Raw genomic sequence first — 24,782 nt, forward strand, 5'->3', positions numbered from 1 at the left:
GCTAGTGCAGACCGGCTTCGCCGGCCAGAGTTGCAGGTAAAGAGCGGTGTCAAGGCCGCACCTCGCCGCGCAGGTGCGTATAATGCTGCGCTTGATTCGGAGACCCTACATGCTCGAACAGGCGCAACGCATCCTCAAAGACGTATTCGGCTATGACAGCTTCCGGGGTCGCCAAGGCGCGATCATCGAGCGCGTGGCCAGCGGCGGCGATGCGCTGGTGCTGATGCCCACCGGCGGCGGCAAGTCGCTGTGCTTCCAGGTGCCGGCGCTGCTGCGCGACGGGCTGGCCGTGGTGGTGTCGCCACTGATCGCGCTGATGGACGATCAGGTGGCGACCCTGGAAGAGCTGGGCGTGGCGGCGGTAGCCCTGAACTCCACCCTGGAAGCTGACCAGCAACGTGACATCGCCGAGCGTATTCGTCGTGGTGAGATCAAGATGCTCTACCTGGCGCCGGAGCGCCTGGTGCAGCCGCGGATGCTGGCGTTTCTGCAGCAGTTGCAGATTGCCTTGTTCGCCATCGACGAAGCTCACTGCGTGTCGCAGTGGGGCCATGACTTCCGCCCCGAGTACCTGCAGCTGGGGCAACTGGCCGAGCTGTTCCCCGAGGTGCCGCGCATCGCCCTGACCGCGACCGCCGACATGCGCACCCGCGAGGAAATCGTCAACCGCCTGCACCTGCAGAATGCCGAGCGCTTTCTGTCGAGCTTCGACCGGCCCAATATCTTCTATCGCATCGTGCCCAAGGAACAGCCGCGCAAGCAGCTGCTGGCGTTCCTGGCGGCGCGCAAGGGTGATGCCGGTATCGTCTATTGCCTGTCGCGCAAGAAGGTCGAGGAAGTGGCGGGTTTCCTGACCGAGCAGGGCTTCCCGGCGTTGCCCTATCACGCAGGTCTGCCGGCGGAGTTGCGCGCCTTCAACCAGAAGCGCTTTCTCAATGAGGAAGGCTTGATCATGGTGGCCACCATCGCCTTTGGCATGGGCATCGACAAACCCAACGTGCGTTTCGTCGCGCACCTGGATCTGCCCAAGTCGCTGGAGGCCTATTACCAGGAAACCGGTCGGGCAGGGCGCGATGGGCTGCCGGCGGACGCCTGGATGGCCTACGGCCTGCAGGACATGATCTTCCTCAAGCAGATGCTCGCCAATTCTGAAGGCGACGAGCGCCACAAGCGCGTGGAGCAGCACAAGCTCGATGCCATGCTGGCGCTGTGCGAGGAAACCCGTTGCCGTCGCCAGGTGCTGCTGGCCTATTTCGACGAAGAGCTGCCGCAGCCGTGCGGCCACTGTGACAACTGTACCGACGGTGTACAGACCTGGGATGCCACCGAGCCTGCCCGCCAGGCGCTGTCGGCCATCTACCGTAGTGGCCAGCGCTATGGCGTCGGCCACCTGGTGGACATTCTGCTGGGACGTGACAACGAGAAGATGCGCGGGCTCGGTCATCAGCACCTGTCGGTATTCGGGGTAGGTAGCGCGCTCAGCGAGGGTGAATGGCGTTCACTGTTTCGCCAACTGGTCGCCCGCGGTCTGGCGGATGTCGACCTGGAAGGCTTTGGCGGCCTGCGGCTGTCCGACAGCTGCAGGCCGCTGCTGCGCGGTGAGGTGAGCCTGCAACTGCGCCGCGACCTCAAGCCGCAACAGAGCGCCAAGGCCTCCGGCAGCGCCGCGCGTCAACTGGTGCGTGGCGACGAGCGCGAGCAGTGGGAAGCCCTGCGCGCCTTGCGCAAGCGCCTGGCCGAGGAGCATGCGGTGCCGCCTTATGTGATCTTCCCCGACGCCACATTGCTGGAAATGCTGCGCAGCAAGCCGACCACCCTGGCCGAGATGGCCCGGGTCAGTGGCGTCGGCGCACGCAAGCTGGAGCGCTATGGCGAAGCCTTCCTGGAAGTACTGGGCGGCGGCGATGCCCCGGCGCCAGTGGTCGACCTGCGCCATGAACTGGTCAGCCTGGCCCGCGCCGGCATGACGCCGAGCCAGATTGCCGGCCAACTGGGCTGTAGCCAGAAGAGCGCCTACGCCATGTTGGCCGAAGCGATTGCCGAGCAGCAGCTTTCCCTGCAGCAGGCTCTCGACCTGCCCGAAGAACTGCTGGGTGAAATCCATGATGCCTTTCTCGACGGCGAAGGCGAGTTGCCGCCCGTGGCTGAAGTCAGCCCGCTGTTCGCCGGCCGTATAGAGGAGGGCGTGCTGCACTGCGTACGCGCGGCGCTACAGGCCGAGTTCGAGGCCTGATCGACTGGGCGACGAGGGTGTATCTGGTTGCGACGACAATCTTGCTCTCTGCCAAAAGCTATGGTTAGCTCGCTAATAATTAGTTTTTGATAATTTTAAGAGCGACCCTCATGTCCCCATCCGAACCCCATCGTTTCGCTATGCAGGTGGCGCAATTGTCCCGCGCCTGGCGCGCAGAACTGGATCGACGACTTGCCGGGCTGGGGCTTTCCCAGGCCCGCTGGCTGGTGCTGCTGCATATCGGTCGTTTCGCCGAGCTGCCTACCCAGCGCGAGCTGGCGCAGAGCGTCGGGGTGGAGGGGCCGACCCTGGCCCGCCTGCTCGACAGCCTGGAGGCCCAGGGCCTGGTGGTGCGCCATGCCGTGCCGGAAGACCGTCGCGCCAAGAAGATCGCCCTGTGCCCGCCGGCCAAGCCGCTGATCGAGAAGATCGAGGCGATTTCCACGCAGCTGCGCGAAGAGCTGTTCGCCGGTATCGATCAGGAAGACCTGCGCCGCTGCCAGCAGGTGCATGCACGTATCCTGGGCAACCTGGAGCGGCGCTGATGCAGGACCTGTCTCTATTGCAGAGACGTTACGGACCGCGTTATCCGCATTACCTGCTGGTCGTTCTGATGCTCGGCAGCATGGCGATGATCCTGGCCTCGACCAGCATCAACGTCGCGTTGCCGGCGATCATGGCCGACTTCGGCATCGGCCGCCCGCTGGCCCAGTGGTTGTCCACGGGCTTCCTGGCGGCCATGACTTCGGGGCTGCTGCTCTCGGCCTGGGCCCAGGCGCGCTTTGGCGCCAGGGCCACCGCCCAGGCTGGCCTGGCCATCTTTATCGTCACCTCATTGCTGGCCCTGGTTACCAGCGCGGCCTGGGAACTGATCACCCTGCGCATCATCCAGGGCCTGTGCGCCGGGATCGTCCAGCCGCTGGCCATGGTGCTGATCTTCCAGGTCTTCGCCGGTGGCGGCCGTGGTGCCGCGTTGGGTGCCTATGGCCTCGGGGTGATGATCGCGCCCACCCTCGGGCCGACCATCGGCGGCTACCTGGTCGACGTGTTCAGTTGGTACGCGGTGTTCTGGTTGCCACTGCCCATGTGCCTTCTCGCCATGCTGGCCGGGCTGTTCCTGATGCCCAGCGCGCGCCAGCGCGATACGCCGTTTCTTGACCTCTGGGCGTTCGTGCTGCTCAACGTCGGTCTGTTCGCCACTCTCGGCGCTCTGGCCGAAGCCCAGCGTTTTGCCTGGGCCGAACCGCGGGTATGGGCGCCAGGGCTGATCGGGGTGCTGGCCATCGTGGCCTTCCTGTGGCGCAGCCGTTTCAGCAGCAAGCCGTTGTTGCCACTGGCGCTGTGGCGGCATGTCGGCTTTCGCAAGGCCAGTTGGGTGGCACTCGCTCTCGGCATGGGGCTGTATGGCACCACCTATATCATTCCGCTGCATGTGCAGACCATCGAGGGGTACAGCGCTGGCTGGGCCGGCCTGTTGCTGTTGCCGACCGGTATCGTGATGGGCATGGCGTCGTTCATGGGCGGGCGGCTCAGTGACCAGTTGCCGTCAGCCGTGCTGCTGGTCGGTGGCTTGCTGGCCTTGGCGGTATCCTCCTTCGGCCTTGGTTGGCTGGGGCCGGGCACCTCCTTTCTGGTTCTGTGTTTCTGGGCCTGTGTCGGCCGGATCGGTCTGGGCATCCTGTTGCCGGCGCTGACCACTGGCGCCCTGGATGCCCTGGACCGCGAACAGGTGGCCCATGGCGCAGGTGCCATCACCTTCGTGCGTCAGCTGGGCGGGGCGTTCGGGGTCAACCTGCTGACTTTCTTTCTGGAGTGGCGACATCGCCAGGAGGGCGGCGATTTTGCCGGCGAAGTGACTGCCTTTCAGCAAAGCTTCTGGCTGATGGGGGCGTTATTCGCGCTGACCATCGTGGCGGCATACAACTTGCGGCCGTCACAACGTTGACGTCGTTCACATAACTAGCCGTATTTCTGGCTTTTTGCGTATGATGGCCAGATGCTCGAACCATTTGGGCTGAACGGGTTGGGAAACTCGCAACTCTTTGAATTATGACCATACTCACTACTCGGTGGGACAGGGAGCGTTTGCCGATGCCGCGCCACGCTATGCCGCACCTTGCAGGACCCTCGGCCCGACTGGAGCCGCTGCAAACGTTTTTCGAGCGGAGTTATCCGGAGCTTTTATGACTCGTGTTCGTCACCTGCTGATCGGCCTGGCATCGAGCTCGGCGTTTTATTCAGGACTGGCGCCTGCGCTGGGGCTGGGTGAGATCACCCTGCATTCGGCACTCAACCAGCCGCTGAATGCCGAAATCGAGTTGTTGGCGGTAGGCGACGACATGACCACCTCGGACATCAAGGTTGCGCTGGCACCGGCCGATGCGTTCAACCAGGCCGGGGTCGACCGCGTCTATTTTCTCAATGATCTACGTTTCAGCCCGCTGCTGCGCGGCAGCAAGAGCGTCGTGCGGGTGGTTTCCAACCAACCGGTGCGCGAGCCGTATCTGAACTTCATCGTCGAACTGAAGCGCCCGGGTGGGCAATTGCTGCGCGAATATACCCTGTTGCTCGACCCGCCTTCCTCGTCTGGGTACAGCAGCCAGGCGGCATCAGTCGGCGACCAGCAGTTCACCTCCTACGCGCCGCCGCGCCGCACGCCGATCGCCAGCCGCGGCGAGCGCTATCAGGTGGCCAGCGGTGAAAGCCTGTGGACGATCGCCTCCAAACTGCGGCTCGATGGCGACAAGGCATCGCTGCAGGATCTGATGCTCGACATTCACGCCCTCAACCCCGAAGCGTTCAGCAACGGTGATATCCATCGCCTGCGCGCCGGCGCGTCGCTATTGCTTCCTGACCATGCGCGCATGCCCGCCGCGGCGCCGACTCAGCCTGCCGGTTCAGCTGCACCGGCAGAACCGGCCGCTCCCGCTGAAATCATTCCTGATACCGCCCCTCAGCAACCCGCCGAGCCGCAGGTGGAAATGCTCGCGCAGATTCGCCGTGTCGAAGAGGAGGTGGCCAATCGCTCAGCCGAGAACCTGCAACTGCAGCAGGATCTGTTGACCGTGCAGAATCAGCTCAAGGACATGATGACGCGCATGGAGGCCCGTGATCAGCAGATCGCCCAGTTGCTCGAGCAACTCGCCCAGCGCCCGGCTGCAGCTGCTCCAGCCGCGCCGTCCGAGCCTGCAGCACAGGCCACGGCTGCAGACGCCGCTCAGCAACCTACAGCGGTTCCGGCAGCCCCTGCCGAGCAGCCGGCAGCGCAAGGCTTCTGGAGCCTGTGGAATGTGCTGCTGGCGGTCTTGCTGGGCGTGCTGGCACTGCTGCTGGTGCTGTTCAAGCGTAAGCGCAAGCCTGATCCGCAGGCTGTCGCCGAGCCGGTCATCGTCGTCCCGCCTCCAGCACCGGCAGCTGTCGTGGAGCCTGCGGAACCTTTGATCGCGGCGCGCGCCGTCGAAGCGGACGTGCCGCCGCCCGTGCGCGCCCCGATCGCCCCACGCACCGACACCAGTTCAACCGATCCGCTGGATGCGGCCAATATCTACCTGGCCTATGGTCGTCTGGGCGAGGCGGTATCGGTACTTCGTCAGGCGTCGCAGGCCAACCCCGAACGCCTGGATATTGGGTTCCGTCTGCTCGAGGTGCTGGCGCAGAAAGGCAATGCCGTTGCCTTCGCCGAGGAAGAGATGCGCCTGCGCCAGGCCGGTTTCGATGGCGGCCGTATCGATGCGCTCAAGGCGGGCTACCCCGGCTTGTTCGCCCAGCCGACGGATGAATTCGAGCCACTCGAGTCCCTTGGCCCGCTGGAAGACCTGACCCTCGAGCTGGAAGACGCGCCGGCGCCTGCAGCACCCCAGCACAAATCCCAGGATGACGACTTCCAGCTCAACCTCGACGACCTGTCGCTGGATGCCGACTGGGATCTGGTCAATCCCTTCGAGAACGCGTCGCGCAAGAAGCGCTCCGGTGTCGAGGCCGATGCACCGGCCGTGTCGGACGATGGCGCGAACGATATCTTCGGCCACGACGTGAACAGTCCTTTCGCCGGAACCATGCTGGTCGAGGAGCAAGGGCACCAGGACGAGTGGCTGGAGCTCGATGAACTGCCGGCGCAGGAGCCTGAGGACGAGCGGTTCGTCACCAATCACGAGAACCTCACCAAGCTCAACCTGGCCATGGCCTATATCGAGCAGGATGACCTGGAAGCGGCGTGTGACATTCTCAACGAGGTGATCAACGAGGGCGACGAGGAAGAGAAGCAGGAAGCCCGCGAGCTGCTCGCGCGTATCGCCTGAGTTCTTCGTCTGTATCGAGCGCGGCCTGGCCGCGCTTTTTCATGGGCGTTTGCGGACACGCCCATTGCCAGCGGAGTCAGCATGAGCCCCAGCAAAGCCGAAGTGACCATCACCTATTGCACCCAGTGCCAGTGGCTGTTGCGCGCGGCCTGGCTGGCCCAGGAGCTGCTTTCCACCTTTGCCGATGATCTGGCCAGGGTCAGCCTCGAGCCCGCCACGGGCGGCACCTTTCGCATCCAGTGCAATGGCGTGGAGATCTGGGAACGCAAGGCCGACGGCGGCTTTCCCGAGGCCAAGGTGCTCAAGCAGCGGGTCCGCGACCAGATCGACCCGGCCCGCGACCTCGGCCATAGCGACCGACCAGCCGCCTACTGAGCCGTTTCTGCTAGGCCGTTCTTGGCGTTTGCACCGAGCCTGACTGGGTTGCGCCCATGCAAACCGCGAAGATAATCAGACTGCCGCCGGCGAGCATGCCAAGGGTCGGCGGCTGCTTCAACAAGAGCCAGGCGAAGCCGATGCCGTATACCGGGTCAAGGGCAAAAATCACCGCCGCGTTGCGTGCCTTGACCACCCGCAGGCTGGTGATCAGCAGGCTATGGGCCAGCCCCGTACACAATATGCCGAGCAGCGCTACCCAGAACCATTGCGGGGTAGTCAGGCCTTGCAGCGTCGCCCCGGCAAACGGCAGCGAGCAGGCCATTGCCACCAGATTCTGACCCAGGGCGGCCTGGATGGGATCGACGTGCCGGGCGCTCGTACGACCGAGCAGGGACAGCAACGCGAACAAAAGCCCTGATAAGACTCCCCACAGCAGCCCCAGGGTGTTGCTGTCGCTCGGATCCAACGCAGGCGCCACCATTAGCAGGCCGATGCTGACCAGGGTGACCACCAGGTATTCACGCGCACGTGGACGTTCGCCCAGCAGCAGCACCTCCAGCAGCACGGTGAAGGCCGGAAAGCTGGCGAAGCCCAGCGTGGCGATACCCACCCCGGACACCCGCACCGACTCGAAGAAGCTCAGCCAGTGGCCGCCCAGCAGCAGGCCGCCCACTGCCGGCCAGGGCAGGTGGCGGACAGTGATACGCAACGGTTTGCGTATCGCCAGCAGAAACATGCCCAGGGCCAGCGCCGCGAACAGGGCGCGGCCGCTGACGATGGCGATTGGCGAGGTGTCGGCCATTACGCCGAATATGCCGGAAAGGCCGAACGCCAGCGCGCCCAGGTGCAGACCAAGCAGTGCACTGCGGGTATTCATGCCAGGCGCGCGCCGTTGGGCAAGGGCCTGTCGAAGCTGGCCAGAACCACCTTGCCATCGTTGTCATGGACCCCCGTGACCAGCACTTCGGAGCGCACGCCGGCGATGCGCTTGGGAGCGAAGTTGCACACGCACAGTACCTGGCGTCCGACCAGTTCCTCGGCGCTGTAGTGGGCGGTGAGCTGGGCGCTGGAGGTGCGGATGCCCAGCTCGCCGAGATCCACCTGCAGCACATAGGCCGGTTTCAGGGCTTTTTCATTGGGCGCCGCGCTGACGAGGGTGCCGACGCGCAGCTCGACGCGTGTGAAGTCCTGCCATTCGATGATCTGCATGAAACGTCTCCTTTTCGGCCGCACTGTAGCGGGCCGGAACGGGGAGACGCTGTCGCCCGACTGGCGTTATTTGTCGCCGGACTGTCGCTCGCGCAACAGCTTGGGCGTTGCGCCGAATTGTCGGGACAGGGCGGCGGTAAAGGCGCTCTGCGAGGTATAGCCGACCCGGGCGGCGATCTCGCCGACGCTCAGGCGGCTGTTGTGCAGTAGTTGCCGCCCCAGGCGCAGGCGCTTGTCGCGTACGTAGGCCATGGGCGTAAGGCCCGTCTCGTCGACAAACCGCTTGTGCACACGCGCGGCGGAAAGCCCAACAACGCTAGCCAGATCCGCCACCTGTATGGGATGGGCGGCGTGGCGTTCGATGTAGGCGTCCAGCGCGGCCAGCGGCAGGCCTGCGCGAGGGTGCGGGTGCGCACGGGTACAGAGGCTGGCGAGCAGCAGGATGGAACCCTGACGAGCGATCAGCGGGTCGTGGATCGAACTGGCGGCGAGCCAGTTGACCAGGCCGTGCTGGGTCACCGACAGCTCGATCTGCCGTGGTGCCTCCAGCAAGCGTCGGCTGGTGCCGGCATGCTCGCCCAGGTGCCGCTCCAGCCAGTCGCCTGCCGGGACGTCGAATACCAGGCATTCGCTGCCGTGACGGCTGTCGCAGGCATGGCGGGCGCCGGCAGGTACCACCGCCAGAGTCTGCCGGCTGACCTGGCTACCCAGCCCGGCCGCCTCGAACTGCAGGCGCCCGCTCAGGCCAAAAACCAGTTGGGCATGCCCATGCTCATGGCAAACGATGTCCTGGTGGTAGTGGCGTACTGACAACAGCGCTGACATGGCGACATCCCCTGATCGATTGCGCCAGTTTACGCCGAGCGGCGCCTTTGTGGCGCGGCCAGCATGCGCTGATGGGCAACAACGGCGAGTTCGCAGAGTGGTCGTCATCGAACTGCCATGGCGCGTTCACAATCATTTCACCGCCTTCGCGCAAGCTCGGCCGAAAATATGCCGGAGACCGCCCGATGAGCATCGCACCCCTGGTAAGGCCGAGCCGCAAGCAACGTGTGCGCACGCTGTGGATCTCCGACGTGCACCTGGGCACGCGCGACAGCCAGGCCGAGCACCTGGCGGCATTTCTCAAGCGTTACCAGGCCGAACGCATCTACCTGGTGGGCGACATCATCGATGGCTGGAAGCTGCGCGGCGGTATCTACTGGCCCCAGGCGCACACCAACGTGATCCGCCGCTTGCTGACCATGAGCAAGCGCGGTACCGAAGTCATCTACGTCACCGGCAACCACGACGAGTTTCTGCGCCGCTACTCGAAGTTGCTGCTGGGCAACATCCAGTTGGTCGACGAGGCCGAGCACGTGACGGCCGATGGCCGCAAGTTACTGGTCATCCACGGCGACCAGTTCGACGTGATCACCCGTTATCACCGCTGGCTGGCCTTTCTCGGTGATTCGGCCTATACCCTGACCCTGGTGCTCAACCGCTGGCTCAACCATTGGCGGCGCCGGTACGGCTATGGCTACTGGTCGCTGTCGGCTTATCTCAAGCACAAGGTGAAGACGGCGGTGAACTTCATCAGCGACTTCGAGGAAGCCATCACCCACGAGTGCGCGCGCCGCGGCTTCAATGGCGTGGTGTGCGGGCACATCCACCATGCCGAGATCCGCAAGCTCGGCGATGTCGAGTACCTCAACTGCGGTGACTGGGTGGAGTCCTGCACGGCGCTGATCGAGCACCCGGACGGGCGTATCGAGCTCTACCGGCTCGCCGAGGAGCAGCAACGCCTGGCAGGCTTGCAGGCGGACAAGGTGGTGGCCATCGAGCCGGCGGCATGAGGCTGCTGATCATCAGCGATGCCTGGGCGCCGCAGGTCAATGGCGTGGTCACCAGCCTGCAGGCTCTGATCGTTGAGCTGCGCGCCCTGGGCCATCAGGTCGAGGTGCTGTCGCCCCAGGGCTTTCGCTGCGTGCCATGCCCCACCTATGGGGAAATTCCCCTGGCGTGGAACCTGTGGCGCGTTGGCCCAGCCATCGAGGCGTTCGCGCCGGACTGCGTGCACCTGGCCACCGAAGGGCCGTTGGGCTGGGCCGCCAGGCGCTGGCTGGTGCGGCACGGCCTGGCCTTTTCCAGCGCGGTGCATACGCGCTTTCCCGAATACCTGACGGCGCGCTGCGCCTGGCTCGGGCTGGGCGTGGGGTATGCCTGCCTGCGCCTGTTCCATCGGCGCAGCCGGGCGGTGCTGGTCAGTACCGAGCGGTTGCGTGCCGGCCTGGCCGAACGTGGCCTCAAGCGCCTGGTGCTCTGGCGCAAGGGCGTCGATACACGGCTCTTCGCGCCCAGGCAGGGGCATGCAGAACCCGTGCGTGCGATCTTCCTCTATGTCGGGCGTATCGCACCGGAAAAGAACCTGCAGGCGTTTCTCGATCTGCAGTTGCCGGGCGAGAAGTGGGTGGTCGGAGATGGCCCGCAGCGGCAGGCGCTGCAGCAGGCCTGTCCGGAGGTGAAGTTCTTTGGCTATCAGCATGGCGAGGCGCTTGCCGATTTCTACCGGCGCGCCAGCGTGCTGGTATTTCCTTCACGCACCGATACCTACGGCCTGGTGATGCTCGAGGCCCAGGCCTGCGGCACCCCGGTGGCGGCCTTTGCCGTGCCCGGGCCCCTGGATGTGGTGGTGCCGGGGGTGACGGGAGTGCTCGGCGAGGATCTGCAGCAGGCCTGTCTGGCGGCGCTGGAGCTCGATCGCAGGCGATGCGCGGAGGAGGCGGGGCGGCAGTCGTGGCGGGCATCGGCTGCCGAGTTTCTCGCCAGCCAGCCATTACTCAGTGGCGCGCCCGCGAGTACCAGGCTGCCGGCGGGCGCGATGCGCAGCTGCTGAGCAGCCGCGGGCATTACATGATGATCTTGTCGCGCAGCTTCTCGGCCGCCTGTTGCAGCGCCTGAATGACCCGCTCCTTGTCGAAGTTCTGGATGCCGTTGGTGTCCAAGTACATGGAAAAGCCGGGCAGCTCGTGCTCCACGTAGCTGGAGCTGGCGCCCAGGTCACGGCGGAAATCCACCACCTGGTAGATCTGCACCGGGCGGGTGAAGCCCTTGACGTTGATCTGCCCCTTGTCGCGACACATGATCACGTCCTTGATCAGCGAATAGGTCTCGTGGGAGATCAGGATCTCGCCGGCTTCGGCGGCGCTTTCCAGGCGGCTGGCGAGGTTCACGTCACGGCCAATGATGGTGTAATCCATGCGCGTGTCGGCGCCGAAGTTGCCCACCGTGCAATAGCCGGTGTTGAGCCCCATGCGGATCTCCAGCGGCTTGGTGATGCCCTGGGCGCGCCAGTGCTGACGCAGCACCTTCATGTGCTTGCGCATGGCGATGGCCATCGACACCGCGGCCATGGCGTCCTTCTTGGCGCCCTGGCTGCTCGGGTCGCCGAAGAACACCATCACGCTGTCGCCGATGAACTTGTCGATGGTGCCGCCGAACTTCATGCAGATCTTCGACATCTCGTTGAGATAGGTGTTGAGCAGGTCGGTCAGGGCCTCGGCTTCCAGCTCTTCGGACAGCTCGGTGAAACCGCGGATATCGGAGAAGAACACCGTGAGTTTCTTGCGCTGGGTTTCCAGGCGCACGTGCTTCTTGCCGCTGAAGATCGACTCCCATACCTGGGGCGACAGGTACTTGGCCAGGTTGCGGGCCAGGCGTGCGGCCTTTTCCTGCTCGCTGGTGATCTGGTTGCGCACCTGGGCGAGGCGAATGCCTTGCTGGTGGACGAAATAGGCGGTGATGCAGATATACAGGATGGTGAAACCGATGCTCACCAGGGCCACCAGTGCCGGGGTTTCGGGGGCCACGTGCAATTCCCCGAGCGAGGCGGTGAGCAGGGTGCCGCTCAACGCCACCAGCAGCGCCAGGCCCATGTCGCGCAAGCCGCCGACGATCAGGGTGCTGAAACTCAGGGTCAGCAGGAACATCAGGCTGGGCACCACCGAGAAGCCGAGCAGCGCCGCAAACGCCCCGCAGTGCAGGGCGTCGACGAACAGCAGAGTCATCAGGGTGCGATGGCGGTGTTCGTCGCGAAAACGCTTGCTCGCCCAGTGGGCCAGGTGCGGATAGAGCAACGCGTAGGGCACCAGCCACAGCAGGCTGTGGCTGAACACCTGAACGTAGGTGCCGGCGGCGACGCTGGCAGCCATGGCGATATAGGCCAGCACCCGCGAGTAGTACTCGCGGGTGAGCAACGATGGCAGGCCATGCGGGACGATGGGTAGAGTGGTATTCATGCGCTGACGGCGACCCCTGCTGAAAGTCCGACTGCATGACCGAGCGCCTGGCTGCGATCGGCGTGCGGACGGGGCCAGCGGAAAATGGCGATCATATACGCTGCGAGCGAGGCCGGCAAAGGCACAATGCCGTCAGCTGGCCAAGCGCGTCGTGCAATCGACGCGGGCCCTTGGCCGGCAGGCATTTCAAAAGCGAATGCGCCCGGTGAGCATGTCCTTGAGCATCACCCAGTCGCCCATCAGCGAGTACAGCGGATACTGGAAAGTGGCCGGGCGGTTGCGCTCGAAGATGAAGTGGCCGACCCATGCAAAGCCATAGCCGATCACCGGCAGGGCCAGCAGCCAAAGCCATTGTCCGCTGATCAGGGCATGGCCGAGTACCAGCAGCACCAGCAGGCTGCCGAGGTAATGCAGGCGGCGGCAGGTAGGGTTGCGGTGTTCCTGCAGGTAATAGGGGTAGAACTCGGCGAAGGAGTTGAATCGCTCCCGGGGCTGGCTGTTCATCGGCGGCTTCCTGTTGTTGTTATGCAGGGAAGTCTAGGCCGATTCGTGGCGGTTGGGACGCCCGGTCGTCCGCGGCGGCGGGCGATCAATGTCGCCAGAATGCCGGCATCAACAGCACCAGCACGGTGAGGATCTCCAGGCGCCCCAGCAGCATGCCCAGGGTCAGCAGCCACTTGGCCATATCCGGCAGGCTGGCATAGGTGCCGGCCGGGCCGATGATCGGGCCCATGCCCGGGCCGACACCGGCCACGGTGCTGGCCGCGCCGCTCAGTGCGGTGATCCAGTCCAGGCCGCAAAGGGTCAGGGCCAGGGCCAGCAAGGCGATGGTGATGGTGAAGAAGAACGAAAAGGTGAGGATCGAGCGGACGATGTCTTCGTCAAGGCGGTGGCGGTTGTATTGCTGCTTGATCACCGCCCGCGGGTGCACCAGCTGCATCAGGTTGGCCTTAAGCAGGATGTAGGCGACCTGGAAACGGAAGATTTTCAGGCCGCCGGCGGTAGAGCCGGAACAGCCGCCGATGAAACCCAGGTAGAAGAACAGCATCCCGGCGAAGCCGCCCCACAGCGAATAGTCGCCGAGGGCGAAGCCGGTAGTGGTCATGATCGAGGTGGTGTTCACCGCCACGTGGCGCAATGCATCGAGCCAGTGCAGATCCGTGGTCATGTAGTACCAGGTGCCGAGAATCAGCCAAGTGCCCAGCAGGATGGCCAGGAAGCCGCGAACCTGCTGATCGCCCAACACGGCGCCATAGTTGCCGCGCAGGGTCGAGACATAGAGCACGAAGGGCAGGCTGCCAAGAATCATCAGTACCACGGCGACCCAGTGCACGGCCGGCTGTGTCCACTTGGCCAGGGACAGGTCCGAGGTGGAGAACCCCCCCGTGGAGATTGCCGACATGCTGTGGTTGATCGCATCGAAAAAGCTCATGCCGGCCAACCAGAAGCCCAGGCAGCCGAGCAGGCTGATGCCCAGGTAAGCCACCACCATGTACTTGGCGACCATGTGCGAGCGCGGCATGACCTTGTCGGAGCGGTCCGAGGATTCGGTCTGGAACAGGCGCATGCCACCGATGCGCAGCATCGGCAGAATGGCCACTGCCATGGCGATAAAGCCGATGCCGCCGAGCCAGTGCAGCATCGAGCGCCAGATGAGTATGCCCGGCGACATGTTGTCCAGGCCGATCAGCACCGTGGCACCGGTAGCGGTGATGCCCGACATGCTTTCGAAGAAGGCATCGGTGTAGCTCATGTGCTGGGTGAACATGAAGGGCAGGGCGGCGAAGATGCATACCATCAGCCAGCTCGACACGGTCAGCAGGTACATGTCGCGGGGGCGCAGGTGCACGTCCTGTGGGCGGCCACGCACGATCATTGACAGGCCGGCGATAAAGGTAATCAGGCTCGACCAGATGAAGGGGCTGAGTTCCGTTGCCCGCTCGAATGCCACCAGGGTCAGCATGGGGCCGGTCATGCCGATGGCCAGGGTGATCAGGAAAATGCCATTGATGAACGCGATGAGTCGTAGGGTCGGCCAGGCCATCGGTTTTATCCGCGAAAAAGTGGCGCCATTCTACCTGTGCGGCCACTGCTGTAAACCTGCCCGCGCGCCCGTCGTCCGGTGCTTTGCGGCCTCTTTACAAGTTGCTTGCGGTGCATAGAATACGCCCTCAGGTGCCGGCCCTTGCCGGTTTCTGAGCCCTCTGATCATGTCCGATAGCAATCCTTGTCTAACGTGCGGCGCCTGCTGCGCGTATTTTCGTGTGTCCTTCTTCTGGGGCGAATGTCAGTCGGCCGGCGGCACGGTGCCGGACGAGCAGGTCATCCAGATCACCCCGCACCGGGTGGCCATGCGCGGCACCGAAACCAAGCCGGCGCGCTGTAACGCGCTGCTCGGCGATGTCGGCCAGGGCACCCGCTGCACGATGTACGAGCAGCGTTCCAGCCCCTGTCGGGAGTTCCAGGCCTCCTGGGCCAACGGCGAGCACAATCCGCGCTGTGACGATGCCCGCAAGGCCTATGGCCTGCCGCCGCTGACGCCGCCCCTGCAGCCGGAACTGTCGCCTGACCGGGTGGCCTAGCGGGCTGCCTGAAATTGCTTCGCCGCCGACAGCGGTTCGCCCGCTTTCCGTGAGAGCCCGGGGCGGGCGCCGCGCCCGATAACTCGCCTGGGGCACGCGGTGCTCGAGGCCCGGTCGCCGCTGAGCTGTGGTAAACGATGCGATGCGCAAGTCGGCACGCCCCATTGGAACATGGCGCGATGCTCACGCATTGCTCATGGTCGGCAGGCTTGGCTGGTAGAATCCCGGTTCTTTTTCTGGAGGTGAGCCGATGGATGCCCTCGATGCGCTGATCAACCGAGTTTCCGCCCCGCGCCTGATCGAGCCGGCGCCGACTGCCGAGCAACGCGAGCTGATGTTCCAGGCGGCGCTGCGTGCGCCGGATCATGGTCAGCTGCGGCCCTGGCGTTTTCTCACCGTCGAGGGTGAGGCGCGCCACGCGCTGGGTGAGCTGTTCGCCGAGGCGATCGCCAGCAAGTACCCGGATGCCGACGAGGAGGCGCTGACCAAGGCGCGCAACATGCCGCTGCGCGCGCCGCTGCTGATCCTGGTAATCGCCCGCACCCAGGAGCACCCCAAGGTGCCGGCCCAGGAGCAGGTGCTGGCCGCCGGCTGCGCCGCTCACGGCCTTCTGCTCGCCGCCTATGCCCAGGGTGTCGGGGCGGTATGGCGCACCGGCGAGCTGTCCCATGACCCGGTGGTAGACGCCGGCCTGGGGCTGGCGGCCAACGAGCAGGTGATCGGTTACCTGTACCTGGGCACGCCGCAGCGCGAGTTGCGCGCTGCACCGGCCGTGAATGTCGACGAATTCGTCAGCGGCTGGGCGGGCAAAACCCAGGCCTGATTCTAGCGCGCCTTGTACCGGATGAAGTGTATTGGCGGCCCTTCTTTGGGAGCGCGCCATGCGCGAATTCGCGGGCGCTCCCACGGAGACCTTCGAGTGGCCGCTCGCGCTGCCAGCAGCCTGTCAGTGAAAGGCTAAACCGCTGCCTCCAGCGGCAGGATCAGCGTGGCGCTGAAACCGCCGTCCGGGTGGTTTTCCAGTTGCAGGCGGCCGCCATGGCGCTCGGCGGCGCGGCGGGTGATGGCCAGGCCCAGGCCGTGGCCGGCTGCTGCCTGGCCAGGGGCGCGAAAGAATGGTTCGCCCAGTTGGTCGAGGTGTTCGGCAGCTACGCCGGGGCCATGGTCGCGAACCTCCAGGTGTGCTTCATTGCCGCGGCGCACGACGTTCAGCTCGATCGGCTGGCCATCGGGATTGAAGCGCAGGGCATTGCGTAGCAGGTTATCCAGGGCCCGCTCGATCATCGCCGGCCAGCCGTGAAGGTGCATGCCCGGCTGCAGGCTGACCGCGAGTTGCTGATCCGGGTGGCCGAGGTTCATGTCCTCGCGCAGCTTGGCGGCCAGTTGCGCCAGGTCAATGAGCTGGGCGGCGCCGGGTTCGGCATCCAGGCGCGCGAGGGCAAGGATCTCGCTGATCAGGTCTTCCAGACGATCGCATTCGCGCGTCAGCCGCGGCCAGAGCTTCTCGCGTTCGGCCGGCTCGGCGCGCTCAGCCAGGGCCAGGGCGATGCGCAGGCGGGCGAGGGGTGAACGCAGCTCGTGGGAGACGTCCCGTAATAGCTGGCGCTGGCTGCCGATCAAATCCTGCAGGCGCGCGCCCATGCGGTTGAAGTCGTTGGCCAGCACACCCAACTCGTCCCGCCGGCTGGCCAGGCGCGCCAGACTGTTCTGCTGGTAGGCAGTTTGCCCGAGGTCATGCACGGCGCCGCGCAGGCGATCCAGCGGGCGGGTGATGGACAACGTGAGCAGCAAGCTCAGCAGGGTCAGTACCACCAGTGCGATAGCCAGCGCGCTCAACGGCCAAAGCAGGCTGCCGCGATGCCAGGCATCAAGTTCCGGGTGGGGAATGCGGTAGACGAACAGGTAGGTTTCACCACTGATCGGGCTGGTGTAATCGGTGGTCAAGCGCCGCCAGGGCAGGTGCTTGTCGCCCCGATTGCGTTCCTCGAAGGCCGCTGCACGGGGTGGGAAGGTGCCGCGAACCGCTGGTTGCCCGGCTTCGGTCAAAACCTGGGTGTCGATGCGAAAGCGCCGTTTGCGCTGTTCGAGGACCTCCTGGGCCGCCCGCGCGCCTCCATTTTCGAAAGCTTGCACCCATTGTGCGGGCAGATCTTCCAGGCCGGGATGCTGGTTGAGAATCCAGGCGTCCTGATTCAGGGCGCGCCCGAGCAGCATGGACAGGCCGGCGACCAGGGCGATCGCCAGCCAGAAACTGCCAAAAATTCTCCAGAACAGTGAACGCACAACAGCTCCTCAGGACGGCAAAAGCCTGCCCCACATCAGTGGCGCAGGCGGGAGTGGGCTGGCCGCCGTCACGGCCAGCGCCAGGGTCAGCCGGCTTTCTTGTGTTCGGCTTTCCAGGCTTCGAATTCTTCGCGGTCGGCTTTGCGTTCTTTCATCTTGGCGACCTGCTCGTCGAAGCGCTTCTGCTGTTCGGGCGTCAGCAGGGCGCGTATGGCGTTTCGCTGCTGGTCGTGGGACGCCTTGCGCTCGCTCTCCAGGGCCTTCTTGTCGGCTTCGGGCAGCTTGTCGAGGTAACGCTGGATCATCTCACGGTCGTTCTTTCGCTGGTCGGCCATCAGCTTGTGAACCTGGCGTTGCTGATCCTTGTTCAGATCCAGCTCATGGAACATACGCGGTCCTGGGCCCGGGCCACCCGGGCGGTGATCGTCACCGGGAGCGGCCATGGCCAGGGTCGGCAGGGTCATGGCGAGGAGCAGGGCGGTCATGGTCTTGCGCATGGTGTATCTCCTTGGTCTGGGAGCCGGCCTGTTCAGATGAGTGCCGGATGTGCCCAGATTAGGGCGTTCAAGGTAAGGCGCAGTCAGCCAAGGTAAAGGCAGGGTAAAGAGCGCTGTCGCTATGTAAAGCGGCCAGGGTATGCATCAGGGCGCGTAGTAATAGCCGCGCCCCCGCAGGGCGACCACGCGCGGCCGACCATCGGGGTGCGGGCCGATCTTCCTGCGCAGGTTGCTGACGTGCATGTCCAGGCTGCGGTCGTAGAGGGTCAGCTTGCGGCCCAGGGCCAGTTGGGCGAGCGCCTGCTTGTCGACCGGCTCGCCCGGCTGCCTGAGCAGCGCTTCGAGCACCCGGCTTTCGGACAGGGTGAGGACGATTTCCTGGCCTTCGGCACCCAGCGCAGCCACGCCACGGGCCGGGCTGAAACGCAGGTCGCCCAGTTCCAGCTGGCTGGAGGTCGCCGGCGGCAGGCTGCGGCGCAGCACGGCGCGCAGACGGGCCGTGAGCTCGCGGGGGTCGCAGGGTTTGGCCAGGTAGTCGTCCGCGCCCAGTTCCAGGCCGAGGATCCGGTCCAGTGGCTCGCCGCGGGCCGAGAGCATCAGGACCGGCAGTTCCGGGTGCTCGCCGCGCAATTGCTTGAGCAGCTCCAGGCCACTGCCATCGGGCAGCATCACGTCCAGCACCACGGCGTCCGGGGCCTGTTGCGCCAATGCCTGGCGCGCGCTCTGGCCGTCATGGCAGGCAGTGACCTGGAAGCCCTCCTGGGTCAGCCAGCTGGCCAGCAGGTCACAGAGTTCGACGTCGTCGTCGATCAGCAGCAGCTCGCTCATGACAGAGATGACGACTGCCGATTACGGCAGTACGTGCTTGAAGGGCTTGACCACCACGCTGGCGTAGACGCCGGCGGTGCGGAACGGATCGGCGTCGGCCCAGGTCTTGGCGGCTTCCAGCGACTCGAACTCGGCGACGATCAGGCTGCCGGTGAAACCCGCCGGACCCGGATCGTTGCTGTCGATGGCCGGGTTGGGGCCGGCCAGCATCAGGCGCCCTTCGGTTTTCAGCTGTTCCAGGCGAGCCAGGTGTGCAGGGCGAACGGAGAGGCGCAGCTCGAGGGAGTTTTCCACGTCGGTGGCGGTGATGGCGTAGAGCATGTCGATCCTTGTGGGCCAGGCGGTGAACCGCGAGAAAAGCGCAGGAGGAGCGCGGGATGGCCAGCAAGAATCTGCCAGCCGCGGCATAATAACAAACATGAATCGTCGGGAAAGCGCCCCTTATGCAGGTTGATCTTCATTGCCACAGCACCGCTTCGGATGGCGCCCTGCCGCCTGCCGAGGTGGTCGCGCGAGCCCACGGGCGTGGCGTAGAAATGCTGGCGCTGACCGACCACGACACCCTCGAGGGGCTCGATGAGGCCGGCGCGGCGGCGAGCCAGCTGGGTATGCAGTTGGTCAATGGCATCGAACTGTCCTGTACCTGGGGCGGCGCGACCATCCACGTGCTTGGGTATGCCTTCGACCGCGACGCGCCGGCCCTGCGCCAGGCCATTGCCAACCTGCACCAGGGGCGCTGGCTGCGCGCCGAGGAGATTTCCCGGCGCCTGGCGCTCAAGGGTATGGCGGGCGCCCTGGAAGGTGCGCGGGCGATCCAGCAGGCCCAGGGTGAAAGCGGCAACGCACCGGCGCGGCCGCATTTTGCCGAGTTCCTGGTGCGTGGCGGTTTCGTCAAGGATCGCGCCGATGCCTTTCGCAAATGGCTGGGCTCCGGCAAGCTCGGTGACGTGAAGCAGCACTGGCCGACGTTAGATGAAACGCTCGAGACGCTGCGCCAGTCCAACGCATGGATCAGCCTCGCGCACCCCTGGCAGTACGACTTCACGCGCAGCAAGCGCCGCAAGCTGGTGGCGGCTTTCGCCGCGGCCGGCGGCCATGCGCTGGAGGTCGTCAACGGCATGCAGCCGGCCGAGCAGGTCGGTGGCCTGGCGATCCTGGCGCGCGAGTTCGGCCTGCTGGCCAGTGTCGGCAGCGATTTTCACGCGCCAGGCGACTGGTCGGAGCTGGGTTTGTACCGGCCTTTGCCCGATGATCTTTGCCCGTTATGGACGCGTTTCGGCTGCGCGCCCTCGTACCACGCCGTTTGAGAGTTGCTAGTCATGAGCCAGTTTTTTCAGATACACCCGGAGAGTCCCCAGGCCCGTCTGATCAAGCAGGCGGTCGATATCATCCGCAATGGTGGCGTGGTGGTCTATCCGACCGACTCGTCCTACGCGGTGGGCTGCCAGATGGGCGCCAAGAACGCCATGGAGCGCATTCGCCGCCTGCGCCAGCTCGATGACAAGCACAACTTCACCCTGGTGTGCCGCGACCTGTCGCAACTCAGCACCTTCGCCAAGGTCGATACCGCGGCCTTTCGCCTGCTGAAGAACCACACCCCGGGCCCATACACCTTCATACTCAATGCCACGCGCGAAGTGCCGCGCATGCTGCTGCACCCCAAGCGCCGCACCATCGGCCTGCGGGTGCCCAGCCATGCGATCGCCGCGGCGCTGCTCGAAGAGCTGGGTGAGCCGATGATGAGCGTCAGCCTGATCCTGCCCGGCGAGGATCTGCCGATGAGCGATCCCTACGAGATGCGCCAGGCGCTCGAACACCAGGTGGATCTGGTCATCGATGGCGGCTTCGGTGGCCTCGAGGCTTCCACCGTCATCGGCTTGATAGATGATGAGCCTGAGGTGATCCGCGTGGGTTGCGGCGATCCATCACCCTTCGAGTCGCGCTGACTCGATGACCACCGTGACCGAGACCCTCGACAGCCAGGCCGGTGCCCAGCAGGAGCTGCCGTTCGCCATGGTGTATGGCGAGGCGCTCACCGAGCTGCCGGTGGATTTGTATATTCCGCCGGACGCCCTGGAGGTGTTTCTCGAAGCCTTCGAGGGGCCGCTGGACTTGCTGCTCTATCTGATCCGCAAACAGAACATCGACGTCCTGGACATCCCCGTGGCGGAAATCACCCGCCAGTACATGGGCTATGTCGAGCTGATGCACAGCGTTCGCCTGGAGCTGGCGGCCGAGTACCTGGTGATGGCGGCCATGCTCGCCGAGATCAAGTCGCGCATGCTCCTGCCGCGCTCGGCCGCAGCCGAGGAGGAGGAAGACGACCCCCGTGCCGAGCTGATTCGCCGGCTGCTCGAGTACGAGCGCTTCAAGGCGGCTGCCGAAGGCATCGACGCCCTGCCGCGGGTGGGCCGCGACTTGATCGTGCCGCGGGTCGAGGCGCCCGAGGCGCGGGCGCGCAAGCTGTTGCCGACGGTCGAGCTGCAGGAGCTGCTGGTGTCCATGGCCGAGGTGCTGCGCCGCGCCGACATGTTCGAAAGCCACCAGGTCAGCCGCGAGGCGCTGTCCACACGCGAGCGTATGGGCGACGTGCTCGACCGCCTCAAGGACGGTGCCTTCGTGCCCTTTGTGCAGCTGTTCACCGCCGAGGAGGGGCGCCTTGGGGTGGTGGTAACCTTCATGGCGATTCTCGAACTGGTCAAGGAATCACTGGTCGAGCTGGTGCAGAACGAGGCCTTCGCCGCCGTACATGTACGCCTGCGCAGCGAGCAGGGCGTCGAGGAACTGGCGCCCGAGAACTGAGTCGCAGTATTCGCCTCCTACTTTTCGTCGTTTTCCTACCCATTAATCAGGACGATTCAATGAGTCTTTTCTCGCGCTTCTTCGGCCGTCAGGACGCCGCCAATACCGACACCAGCGAACTGGTGGCCAAGCCGGACATCGAGAACCCGCCGAGCCTGCAGATCGTGTTCGGCCAGCGTCTCGATATCGGCGAGTCGCAACTGACCGCGGCCCTGCGTCGCTACCATCCGAGCATGGTTGCTGCGCGCTGCGATATTTCAGACGAGGTCGAAGCGTTCTTCGCCCTGGCCGGCTGGGGTCGCCATGTAGTGAAAATGGTCGGTTTCGATCATCCTTTTCCTGCTGACGCTCTGGAAAACTGCGTCGCCCCGGCGCACTACCCGCAACAGCTCAAGGACGAGGTACGCCAGCAGGCCAGCCATATGTTGCTGTACTACGCGGGCCATGAAACCGATCCGCTGGAGCAATATGTCGCCCTGGCTGCCGTTGCCGGTGCCCTGGCCGGTTTCGGTGCGCTGGCGGTGCTCAACGAGACCGCGCGCACCTCCTTGCCGGCTGCCGTGTTCGCTGATGAGGACATGGGCGAGCACAGCCTGGAGATTCTCCGTGACCTGCCACTGACCATGCTGTACTGCGGCTTCGTGAAGTATCAGGTCGAGGGTGTGCAGGGTGTGTGGATGCGTACCTATGGCAGCGAGGCCTTCGGTCTACCGGATTTCGCCGCGCTGGCTGCCGGTCACCATGAAGGCCAGCGTTACATGGACATCTTCAATAATGTGCTCGGTTACCTGATTCAGAGCGGTGCGCAGATGGAGGCGGGGCACACCATGCAGATCGGTGAAAGCGAGTTCATGCGTTTGCGCGAGCCCGCCGAGGCCGAGTACTACCTGCAGGGGCCCGGGCCAGTGCTGGTGGCCGAGATCATCGCGGCGAGCGAGGTCGTCAACCCGTGACGGCATGGCGCGCGCTGATTTGTTAAGCTGGCGCCGCCCAGCCCCAAGCAGACCCTGCCCAGACGATGAACCTGTCCGATCCCAAGCAACTTTCCACCTTGCTCGAAGGCCTGCTGCTGGCCTCCGGCAAGCCGCTGTCGTTCGAGCGGATCATGGAGCTGTTCGAGGAGGCCGAGCGCCCCGAGGCAGATGTGTTTCGCAAGGCGTTGGCGATTCTCGGCGGCAGTTGCAAAGGGCGGGCGTTCGAGCTCAAGGAGGTGGCCTCCGGTTACCGCCTGCAGATTCGCGACAGCTTTTCGCCCTGGGTCGGTCGGCTCTGGGAGGAGCGCCCGCAGCGTTACTCCCGGGCGATGCTCGAGACCCTCGCGCTGATCGCCTATCGTCAGCCGATCACCCGGGGTGAAATCGAAGAGATCCGCGGCGTGGCGGTCAACAGCCAGATCGTCAAGACCCTGCAGGAGCGCGAGTGGATTCGCGTGGTCGGCTATCGCGACGTGCCCGGGCGGCCAGCCATGTTCGCCACCACCAAGGGCTTTCTCGATCACTTCAACCTGAAGAACCTCGACGAGTTGCCGCCGCTGGCCGCGTTGCGCGAGCTGGAGCCCGAGCCGGTGCTGGCCCAGGACGACGATGACCCGGCGGTGCCGCAGAGCCTGCAGGCGCGCGCCGATCTGGCCCTGGCGGATGACGACGGCGAGCCCGAAACCGACGCTCAGGCCAAGGCCGAGACCAGCTTCGGCTCGCTGCTGGCCGAGCTGGACGCCATGGAACAGGGCCTGAAAACCGACTTCGACGATCTGGCGCGCGCTGGCGATGAGTCGAACCATGGGGAGCCGGAAACGGTCTCTAACGCTGCGGATGACCCGTCCGGCAGCGAGCGCGAAGAGACTTAATGAATGAAAGACCCCTGCATCAGCGTCTGCAAATTCGATGACGGCATCTGCCTCGGTTGCGGGCGCAGCAAGGCGGAAATCAAGGCCTGGAAGAAACTCGACAAGGCCGAGCAGCGCCTGGTCGCCGCCGAGGCGGACATGCGCCTGCTGGCCATGGGCTCGAAGGCACGTTGCAAGCGTTGATTGCGGCGCTTGCCGACAGATGGTCGCGAGACCCCGTCAGTCGCAACTATGCTCTGCTGCCAGGTGCGCTGCACACCTTATACGCGTATGATGCGCGCCCCTTCGACGACTTGATCGTCCCATCACCAGAAAACACCGGGAGGTGCCCAGATGAGTGAAACCGAAGAATACAGCCCCGCTGGCGAAAAACTGCAGAAAGTCCTGGCGCGCATGGGCCTGGCCTCGCGTCGGGAAATCGAAGCCTGGATCGCGGCTGGCCGCGTCAAGGTCAACGGCAAGGATGCATCGCTCGGCCAGCGCGTCGACCTGCATGACGCCATCGCCATCGACGGCCGCGTGCTGCGCCGCGAAGAAGCCGCCGAGACCGTGCGCCGTGTGCTGATCTACAACAAGCCCGATGGCGAGATCTGCACCCGTGACGACCCGGAAGGTCGGCCGACGGTGTTCGACCGCCTGCCGCGCCCGAAAGAGGGTCGCTGGATCAACATCGGCCGCCTGGACATCAACACTACCGGCCTGCTGATGTTCACCACCGATGGTGAGCTGGCCAACCGCCTGATGCACCCGTCCTACCAGATGGACCGCGAGTACGCGGTGCGCGTACGTGGCGAAGTCGACGAAGAGATGATCGAGCGCCTCAAGGCGGGGGTGATGCTCGAAGACGGCCCGGCCAAGTTCACCGACATCAAGGAAGCACCCGGCGGTGAAGGTTTCAACCACTGGTACCACTGCGTGGTCATGGAAGGTCGTAACCGCGAAGTACGCCGTCTGTGGGAATCCCAGGGCCTGGTGGTCAGCCGCCTGAAGCGCGTGCGTTTCGGCCCGGTATTCATGACTTCCGACCTGCCGATGGGCCGCTGGCGGGAAATGGGCCAGCGCGAAGTCGACATTCTCAGCGAAGAGGTTGGCCTCAAGCCGGTCGCCCTGCCGGAAATGAAGGAAAAGACCCGCGACAAGCTCGATCGCCTGCAGCGCAAGGCGGCCAAGCCGGTTGGTCGCGGCGAGCGACCGGGCCGCGCCCTGCGACCTGCAGTTGGCAGCACTGCGCCGAGTTCGGGCAGTGGGCGCGGCTCCCGTGAAGAGTCGGGCGAGCGTCCAGCTCGGGCACCGCGCCCGCCACGTGGCGAAGCGAATCGGGGTACCCCGGTTGCCGAACGCCCCCGTGATGTGGGCAAGAAGCCTGGCAAACCGCGGGGCGAGTCGAGCGAGCGCGGGCCGCGCAAGCCGGCCGATGGCGATAAGCGGCGCAGCCGCCCGGCCGGCGATGGCCAGCGCCCAGGTTTTGGCCGTGGCAGTCGCAAGCCGCAGTGACAGCCTCGAGCCAGGCATAGAAAAAAGGGCCCCAATCCTCACGGATGGGGCCCTT

26 protein-coding genes are annotated in these 24,782 nt (G+C 65.0%); 16 read left to right on the forward strand and 10 right to left on the reverse strand.

Annotation, left to right across the window (positions count from 1 at the left end; all coding sequences use genetic code 11):
• Nucleotides 1–109 precede the first annotated feature (109 nt).
• The 5 genes from recQ (at nt 110) to BM154_RS13970 (ending at nt 6,906) form a co-directional block, all read left to right on the forward strand.
• Nucleotides 110–2,233: a DNA helicase RecQ gene (gene recQ, locus BM154_RS13950; RefSeq protein ID WP_074884868.1), complete on the forward strand. Its 2,124-nt coding sequence runs from the start codon at nt 110–112 to the stop codon at nt 2,231–2,233.
• A gap of 110 nt (nt 2,234–2,343) precedes the next feature.
• Nucleotides 2,344–2,778: a MarR family transcriptional regulator gene (locus BM154_RS13955; protein WP_074884872.1), complete on the forward strand. Its 435-nt coding sequence runs from the start codon at nt 2,344–2,346 to the stop codon at nt 2,776–2,778.
• The gene (locus BM154_RS13960) at nt 2,778–4,178 is read left to right on the forward strand and encodes a DHA2 family efflux MFS transporter permease subunit (protein WP_074884875.1); all 1,401 of its coding nucleotides are present in this window, start codon (nt 2,778–2,780) and stop codon (nt 4,176–4,178) included. The genes BM154_RS13955 and BM154_RS13960 overlap by 1 nt, the downstream gene beginning before the upstream one ends.
• Nucleotides 4,179–4,416: 238 nt before the next feature.
• On the forward strand, nt 4,417–6,531 hold the full coding sequence (locus tag BM154_RS13965; RefSeq protein WP_244157161.1) for a motility hub landmark protein FimV: 2,115 nt from the start codon (nt 4,417–4,419) through the stop codon (nt 6,529–6,531).
• Between the two features lie 81 nt (nt 6,532–6,612).
• Nucleotides 6,613–6,906: an Rdx family protein gene (locus BM154_RS13970; RefSeq protein ID WP_074884878.1), complete on the forward strand. Its 294-nt coding sequence runs from the start codon at nt 6,613–6,615 to the stop codon at nt 6,904–6,906.
• A 10-nt stretch (nt 6,907–6,916) separates the two neighbouring features.
• Here the strand turns inward: BM154_RS13970 and BM154_RS13975 are convergent, their stop codons facing one another.
• From BM154_RS13975 to BM154_RS13985, 3 genes are all read right to left on the reverse strand, one after another.
• Nucleotides 6,917–7,786, reverse strand: coding sequence for a DMT family transporter (locus BM154_RS13975; protein WP_074884881.1), 870 nt, complete (start codon nt 7,784–7,786; stop codon nt 6,917–6,919).
• Nucleotides 7,783–8,118: a tRNA-binding protein gene (locus tag BM154_RS13980; RefSeq protein WP_074884884.1), complete on the reverse strand. Its 336-nt coding sequence runs from the start codon at nt 8,116–8,118 to the stop codon at nt 7,783–7,785. The genes BM154_RS13975 and BM154_RS13980 overlap by 4 nt, the downstream gene beginning before the upstream one ends.
• A gap of 66 nt (nt 8,119–8,184) precedes the next feature.
• Entirely contained in the window at nt 8,185–8,943 is a 759-nt protein-coding gene (locus BM154_RS13985) for an AraC family transcriptional regulator (protein WP_074884887.1), read from the reverse strand.
• A 185-nt stretch (nt 8,944–9,128) separates the two neighbouring features.
• Here BM154_RS13985 and BM154_RS13990 point away from each other — a divergent pair, with 185 nt between their 5' ends.
• The gene (locus BM154_RS13990) at nt 9,129–9,953 is read left to right on the forward strand and encodes a UDP-2,3-diacylglucosamine diphosphatase (RefSeq protein ID WP_074884890.1); all 825 of its coding nucleotides are present in this window, start codon (nt 9,129–9,131) and stop codon (nt 9,951–9,953) included.
• Complete coding sequence (locus tag BM154_RS13995; RefSeq protein ID WP_074884892.1) at nt 9,950–10,993, forward strand: glycosyltransferase family 4 protein; 1,044 nt, start codon at nt 9,950–9,952, stop codon at nt 10,991–10,993. The genes BM154_RS13990 and BM154_RS13995 overlap by 4 nt, the downstream gene beginning before the upstream one ends.
• A gap of 13 nt (nt 10,994–11,006) precedes the next feature.
• Here BM154_RS13995 and BM154_RS14000 read toward each other — a convergent pair whose 3' ends face one another.
• The 3 genes from BM154_RS14000 to BM154_RS14010 form a co-directional block, all read right to left on the reverse strand.
• Nucleotides 11,007–12,395 carry an adenylate/guanylate cyclase domain-containing protein gene (locus BM154_RS14000; protein WP_074884895.1) on the reverse strand — a complete coding sequence of 463 codons (1,389 nt, stop codon included), beginning with the start codon at nt 12,393–12,395 and terminating at the stop codon, nt 11,007–11,009.
• A 186-nt stretch (nt 12,396–12,581) separates the two neighbouring features.
• Entirely contained in the window at nt 12,582–12,899 is a 318-nt protein-coding gene (locus tag BM154_RS14005; RefSeq protein WP_074884898.1) for an Mpo1-like protein, read from the reverse strand.
• Nucleotides 12,900–12,984: 85 nt separating this feature from the next.
• On the reverse strand, nt 12,985–14,439 hold the full coding sequence (locus BM154_RS14010; protein ID WP_074884901.1) for a TrkH family potassium uptake protein: 1,455 nt from the start codon (nt 14,437–14,439) through the stop codon (nt 12,985–12,987).
• Between the two features lie 166 nt (nt 14,440–14,605).
• Here BM154_RS14010 and BM154_RS14015 point away from each other — a divergent pair, with 166 nt between their 5' ends.
• Together BM154_RS14015 and BM154_RS14020 are read left to right on the forward strand one after the other, a co-directional pair.
• The gene (locus BM154_RS14015; RefSeq protein ID WP_074884904.1) at nt 14,606–14,977 is read left to right on the forward strand and encodes a YkgJ family cysteine cluster protein; all 372 of its coding nucleotides are present in this window, start codon (nt 14,606–14,608) and stop codon (nt 14,975–14,977) included.
• 250 nt (nt 14,978–15,227) lie between these two features.
• Complete coding sequence (locus tag BM154_RS14020; protein WP_074884907.1) at nt 15,228–15,800, forward strand: NAD(P)H nitroreductase; 573 nt, start codon at nt 15,228–15,230, stop codon at nt 15,798–15,800.
• A 134-nt stretch (nt 15,801–15,934) separates the two neighbouring features.
• On the opposite strand, the gene BM154_RS14025 is transcribed toward BM154_RS14020, so the two are convergent.
• The 4 genes from BM154_RS14025 to BM154_RS14040 all read right to left on the reverse strand — a co-directional run bounded on the left by BM154_RS14025 (nt 15,935) and on the right by BM154_RS14040 (nt 18,906).
• A complete protein-coding gene (locus BM154_RS14025) occupies nt 15,935–17,260 on the reverse strand; it encodes a sensor histidine kinase (RefSeq protein ID WP_074884911.1) in 1,326 nt (441 codons plus the stop codon).
• Between the two features lie 86 nt (nt 17,261–17,346).
• Complete coding sequence (locus tag BM154_RS14030) at nt 17,347–17,757, reverse strand: Spy/CpxP family protein refolding chaperone (protein WP_074884914.1); 411 nt, start codon at nt 17,755–17,757, stop codon at nt 17,347–17,349.
• Between the two features lie 144 nt (nt 17,758–17,901).
• A complete protein-coding gene (locus BM154_RS14035) occupies nt 17,902–18,585 on the reverse strand; it encodes a response regulator transcription factor (protein ID WP_074884917.1) in 684 nt (227 codons plus the stop codon).
• Nucleotides 18,586–18,606: 21 nt separating this feature from the next.
• On the reverse strand, nt 18,607–18,906 hold the full coding sequence (locus tag BM154_RS14040) for a YciI family protein (protein ID WP_074884919.1): 300 nt from the start codon (nt 18,904–18,906) through the stop codon (nt 18,607–18,609).
• A gap of 122 nt (nt 18,907–19,028) precedes the next feature.
• On the opposite strand from BM154_RS14040, the gene BM154_RS14045 reads away from it, so the two are divergent.
• From BM154_RS14045 to rluB, 7 genes are all read left to right on the forward strand, one after another.
• Nucleotides 19,029–19,892: a PHP domain-containing protein gene (locus BM154_RS14045; protein ID WP_074884923.1), complete on the forward strand. Its 864-nt coding sequence runs from the start codon at nt 19,029–19,031 to the stop codon at nt 19,890–19,892.
• Between the two features lie 12 nt (nt 19,893–19,904).
• On the forward strand, nt 19,905–20,531 hold the full coding sequence (locus tag BM154_RS14050; protein ID WP_074884926.1) for an L-threonylcarbamoyladenylate synthase: 627 nt from the start codon (nt 19,905–19,907) through the stop codon (nt 20,529–20,531).
• A gap of 4 nt (nt 20,532–20,535) precedes the next feature.
• Nucleotides 20,536–21,387 (forward strand): segregation and condensation protein A, encoded by an 852-nt coding sequence (locus tag BM154_RS14055; protein WP_074884929.1) that lies wholly within the window; start codon nt 20,536–20,538, stop codon nt 21,385–21,387.
• A 59-nt stretch (nt 21,388–21,446) separates the two neighbouring features.
• Nucleotides 21,447–22,340 (forward strand): DUF4261 domain-containing protein, encoded by an 894-nt coding sequence (locus tag BM154_RS14060; RefSeq protein WP_074884932.1) that lies wholly within the window; start codon nt 21,447–21,449, stop codon nt 22,338–22,340.
• 65 nt (nt 22,341–22,405) lie between these two features.
• Nucleotides 22,406–23,233, forward strand: a complete 828-nt coding sequence (gene scpB, locus BM154_RS14065) for an SMC-Scp complex subunit ScpB (protein WP_074884938.1) — start codon at nt 22,406–22,408, stop codon at nt 23,231–23,233.
• A gap of 3 nt (nt 23,234–23,236) precedes the next feature.
• Nucleotides 23,237–23,416 carry a DUF1289 domain-containing protein gene (locus BM154_RS14070; RefSeq protein ID WP_074884941.1) on the forward strand — a complete coding sequence of 60 codons (180 nt, stop codon included), beginning with the start codon at nt 23,237–23,239 and terminating at the stop codon, nt 23,414–23,416.
• Nucleotides 23,417–23,566: 150 nt separating this feature from the next.
• Nucleotides 23,567–24,727, forward strand: coding sequence for a 23S rRNA pseudouridine(2605) synthase RluB (gene rluB / locus BM154_RS14075; RefSeq protein WP_074884944.1), 1,161 nt, complete (start codon nt 23,567–23,569; stop codon nt 24,725–24,727).
• Nucleotides 24,728–24,782: the final 55 nt, after the last annotated feature.

Source organism: Phytopseudomonas argentinensis (assembly GCF_900113905.1).
GTDB classification, from domain to species: Bacteria; Pseudomonadota; Gammaproteobacteria; order Pseudomonadales; family Pseudomonadaceae; genus Aquipseudomonas; species Aquipseudomonas argentinensis.

Coding starts and splice junctions, on each gene's coding strand:
- recQ (WP_074884868.1), top strand. CDS start 110: ATGCTCGAACAGGCGCAACGCATCCTCAAAGACGTATTCGGCTATGAC.
- BM154_RS13955 (WP_074884872.1), top strand. CDS start 2,344: ATGTCCCCATCCGAACCCCATCGTTTCGCTATGCAGGTGGCGCAATTG.
- BM154_RS13960 (WP_074884875.1), top strand. CDS start 2,778: ATGCAGGACCTGTCTCTATTGCAGAGACGTTACGGACCGCGTTATCCG.
- BM154_RS13965 (WP_244157161.1), top strand. CDS start 4,417: ATGACTCGTGTTCGTCACCTGCTGATCGGCCTGGCATCGAGCTCGGCG.
- BM154_RS13970 (WP_074884878.1), top strand. CDS start 6,613: ATGAGCCCCAGCAAAGCCGAAGTGACCATCACCTATTGCACCCAGTGC.
- BM154_RS13975 (WP_074884881.1), bottom strand. CDS start 7,786: ATGAATACCCGCAGTGCACTGCTTGGTCTGCACCTGGGCGCGCTGGCG.
- BM154_RS13980 (WP_074884884.1), bottom strand. CDS start 8,118: ATGCAGATCATCGAATGGCAGGACTTCACACGCGTCGAGCTGCGCGTC.
- BM154_RS13985 (WP_074884887.1), bottom strand. CDS start 8,943: ATGTCAGCGCTGTTGTCAGTACGCCACTACCACCAGGACATCGTTTGC.
- BM154_RS13990 (WP_074884890.1), top strand. CDS start 9,129: ATGAGCATCGCACCCCTGGTAAGGCCGAGCCGCAAGCAACGTGTGCGC.
- BM154_RS13995 (WP_074884892.1), top strand. CDS start 9,950: ATGAGGCTGCTGATCATCAGCGATGCCTGGGCGCCGCAGGTCAATGGC.
- BM154_RS14000 (WP_074884895.1), bottom strand. CDS start 12,395: ATGAATACCACTCTACCCATCGTCCCGCATGGCCTGCCATCGTTGCTC.
- BM154_RS14005 (WP_074884898.1), bottom strand. CDS start 12,899: ATGAACAGCCAGCCCCGGGAGCGATTCAACTCCTTCGCCGAGTTCTAC.
- BM154_RS14010 (WP_074884901.1), bottom strand. CDS start 14,439: ATGGCCTGGCCGACCCTACGACTCATCGCGTTCATCAATGGCATTTTC.
- BM154_RS14015 (WP_074884904.1), top strand. CDS start 14,606: ATGTCCGATAGCAATCCTTGTCTAACGTGCGGCGCCTGCTGCGCGTAT.
- BM154_RS14020 (WP_074884907.1), top strand. CDS start 15,228: ATGGATGCCCTCGATGCGCTGATCAACCGAGTTTCCGCCCCGCGCCTG.
- BM154_RS14030 (WP_074884914.1), bottom strand. CDS start 17,757: ATGCGCAAGACCATGACCGCCCTGCTCCTCGCCATGACCCTGCCGACC.
- BM154_RS14035 (WP_074884917.1), bottom strand. CDS start 18,585: ATGAGCGAGCTGCTGCTGATCGACGACGACGTCGAACTCTGTGACCTG.
- BM154_RS14040 (WP_074884919.1), bottom strand. CDS start 18,906: ATGCTCTACGCCATCACCGCCACCGACGTGGAAAACTCCCTCGAGCTG.
- BM154_RS14045 (WP_074884923.1), top strand. CDS start 19,029: ATGCAGGTTGATCTTCATTGCCACAGCACCGCTTCGGATGGCGCCCTG.
- BM154_RS14050 (WP_074884926.1), top strand. CDS start 19,905: ATGAGCCAGTTTTTTCAGATACACCCGGAGAGTCCCCAGGCCCGTCTG.
- BM154_RS14055 (WP_074884929.1), top strand. CDS start 20,536: ATGACCACCGTGACCGAGACCCTCGACAGCCAGGCCGGTGCCCAGCAG.
- BM154_RS14060 (WP_074884932.1), top strand. CDS start 21,447: ATGAGTCTTTTCTCGCGCTTCTTCGGCCGTCAGGACGCCGCCAATACC.
- scpB (WP_074884938.1), top strand. CDS start 22,406: ATGAACCTGTCCGATCCCAAGCAACTTTCCACCTTGCTCGAAGGCCTG.
- BM154_RS14070 (WP_074884941.1), top strand. CDS start 23,237: ATGAAAGACCCCTGCATCAGCGTCTGCAAATTCGATGACGGCATCTGC.
- rluB (WP_074884944.1), top strand. CDS start 23,567: ATGAGTGAAACCGAAGAATACAGCCCCGCTGGCGAAAAACTGCAGAAA.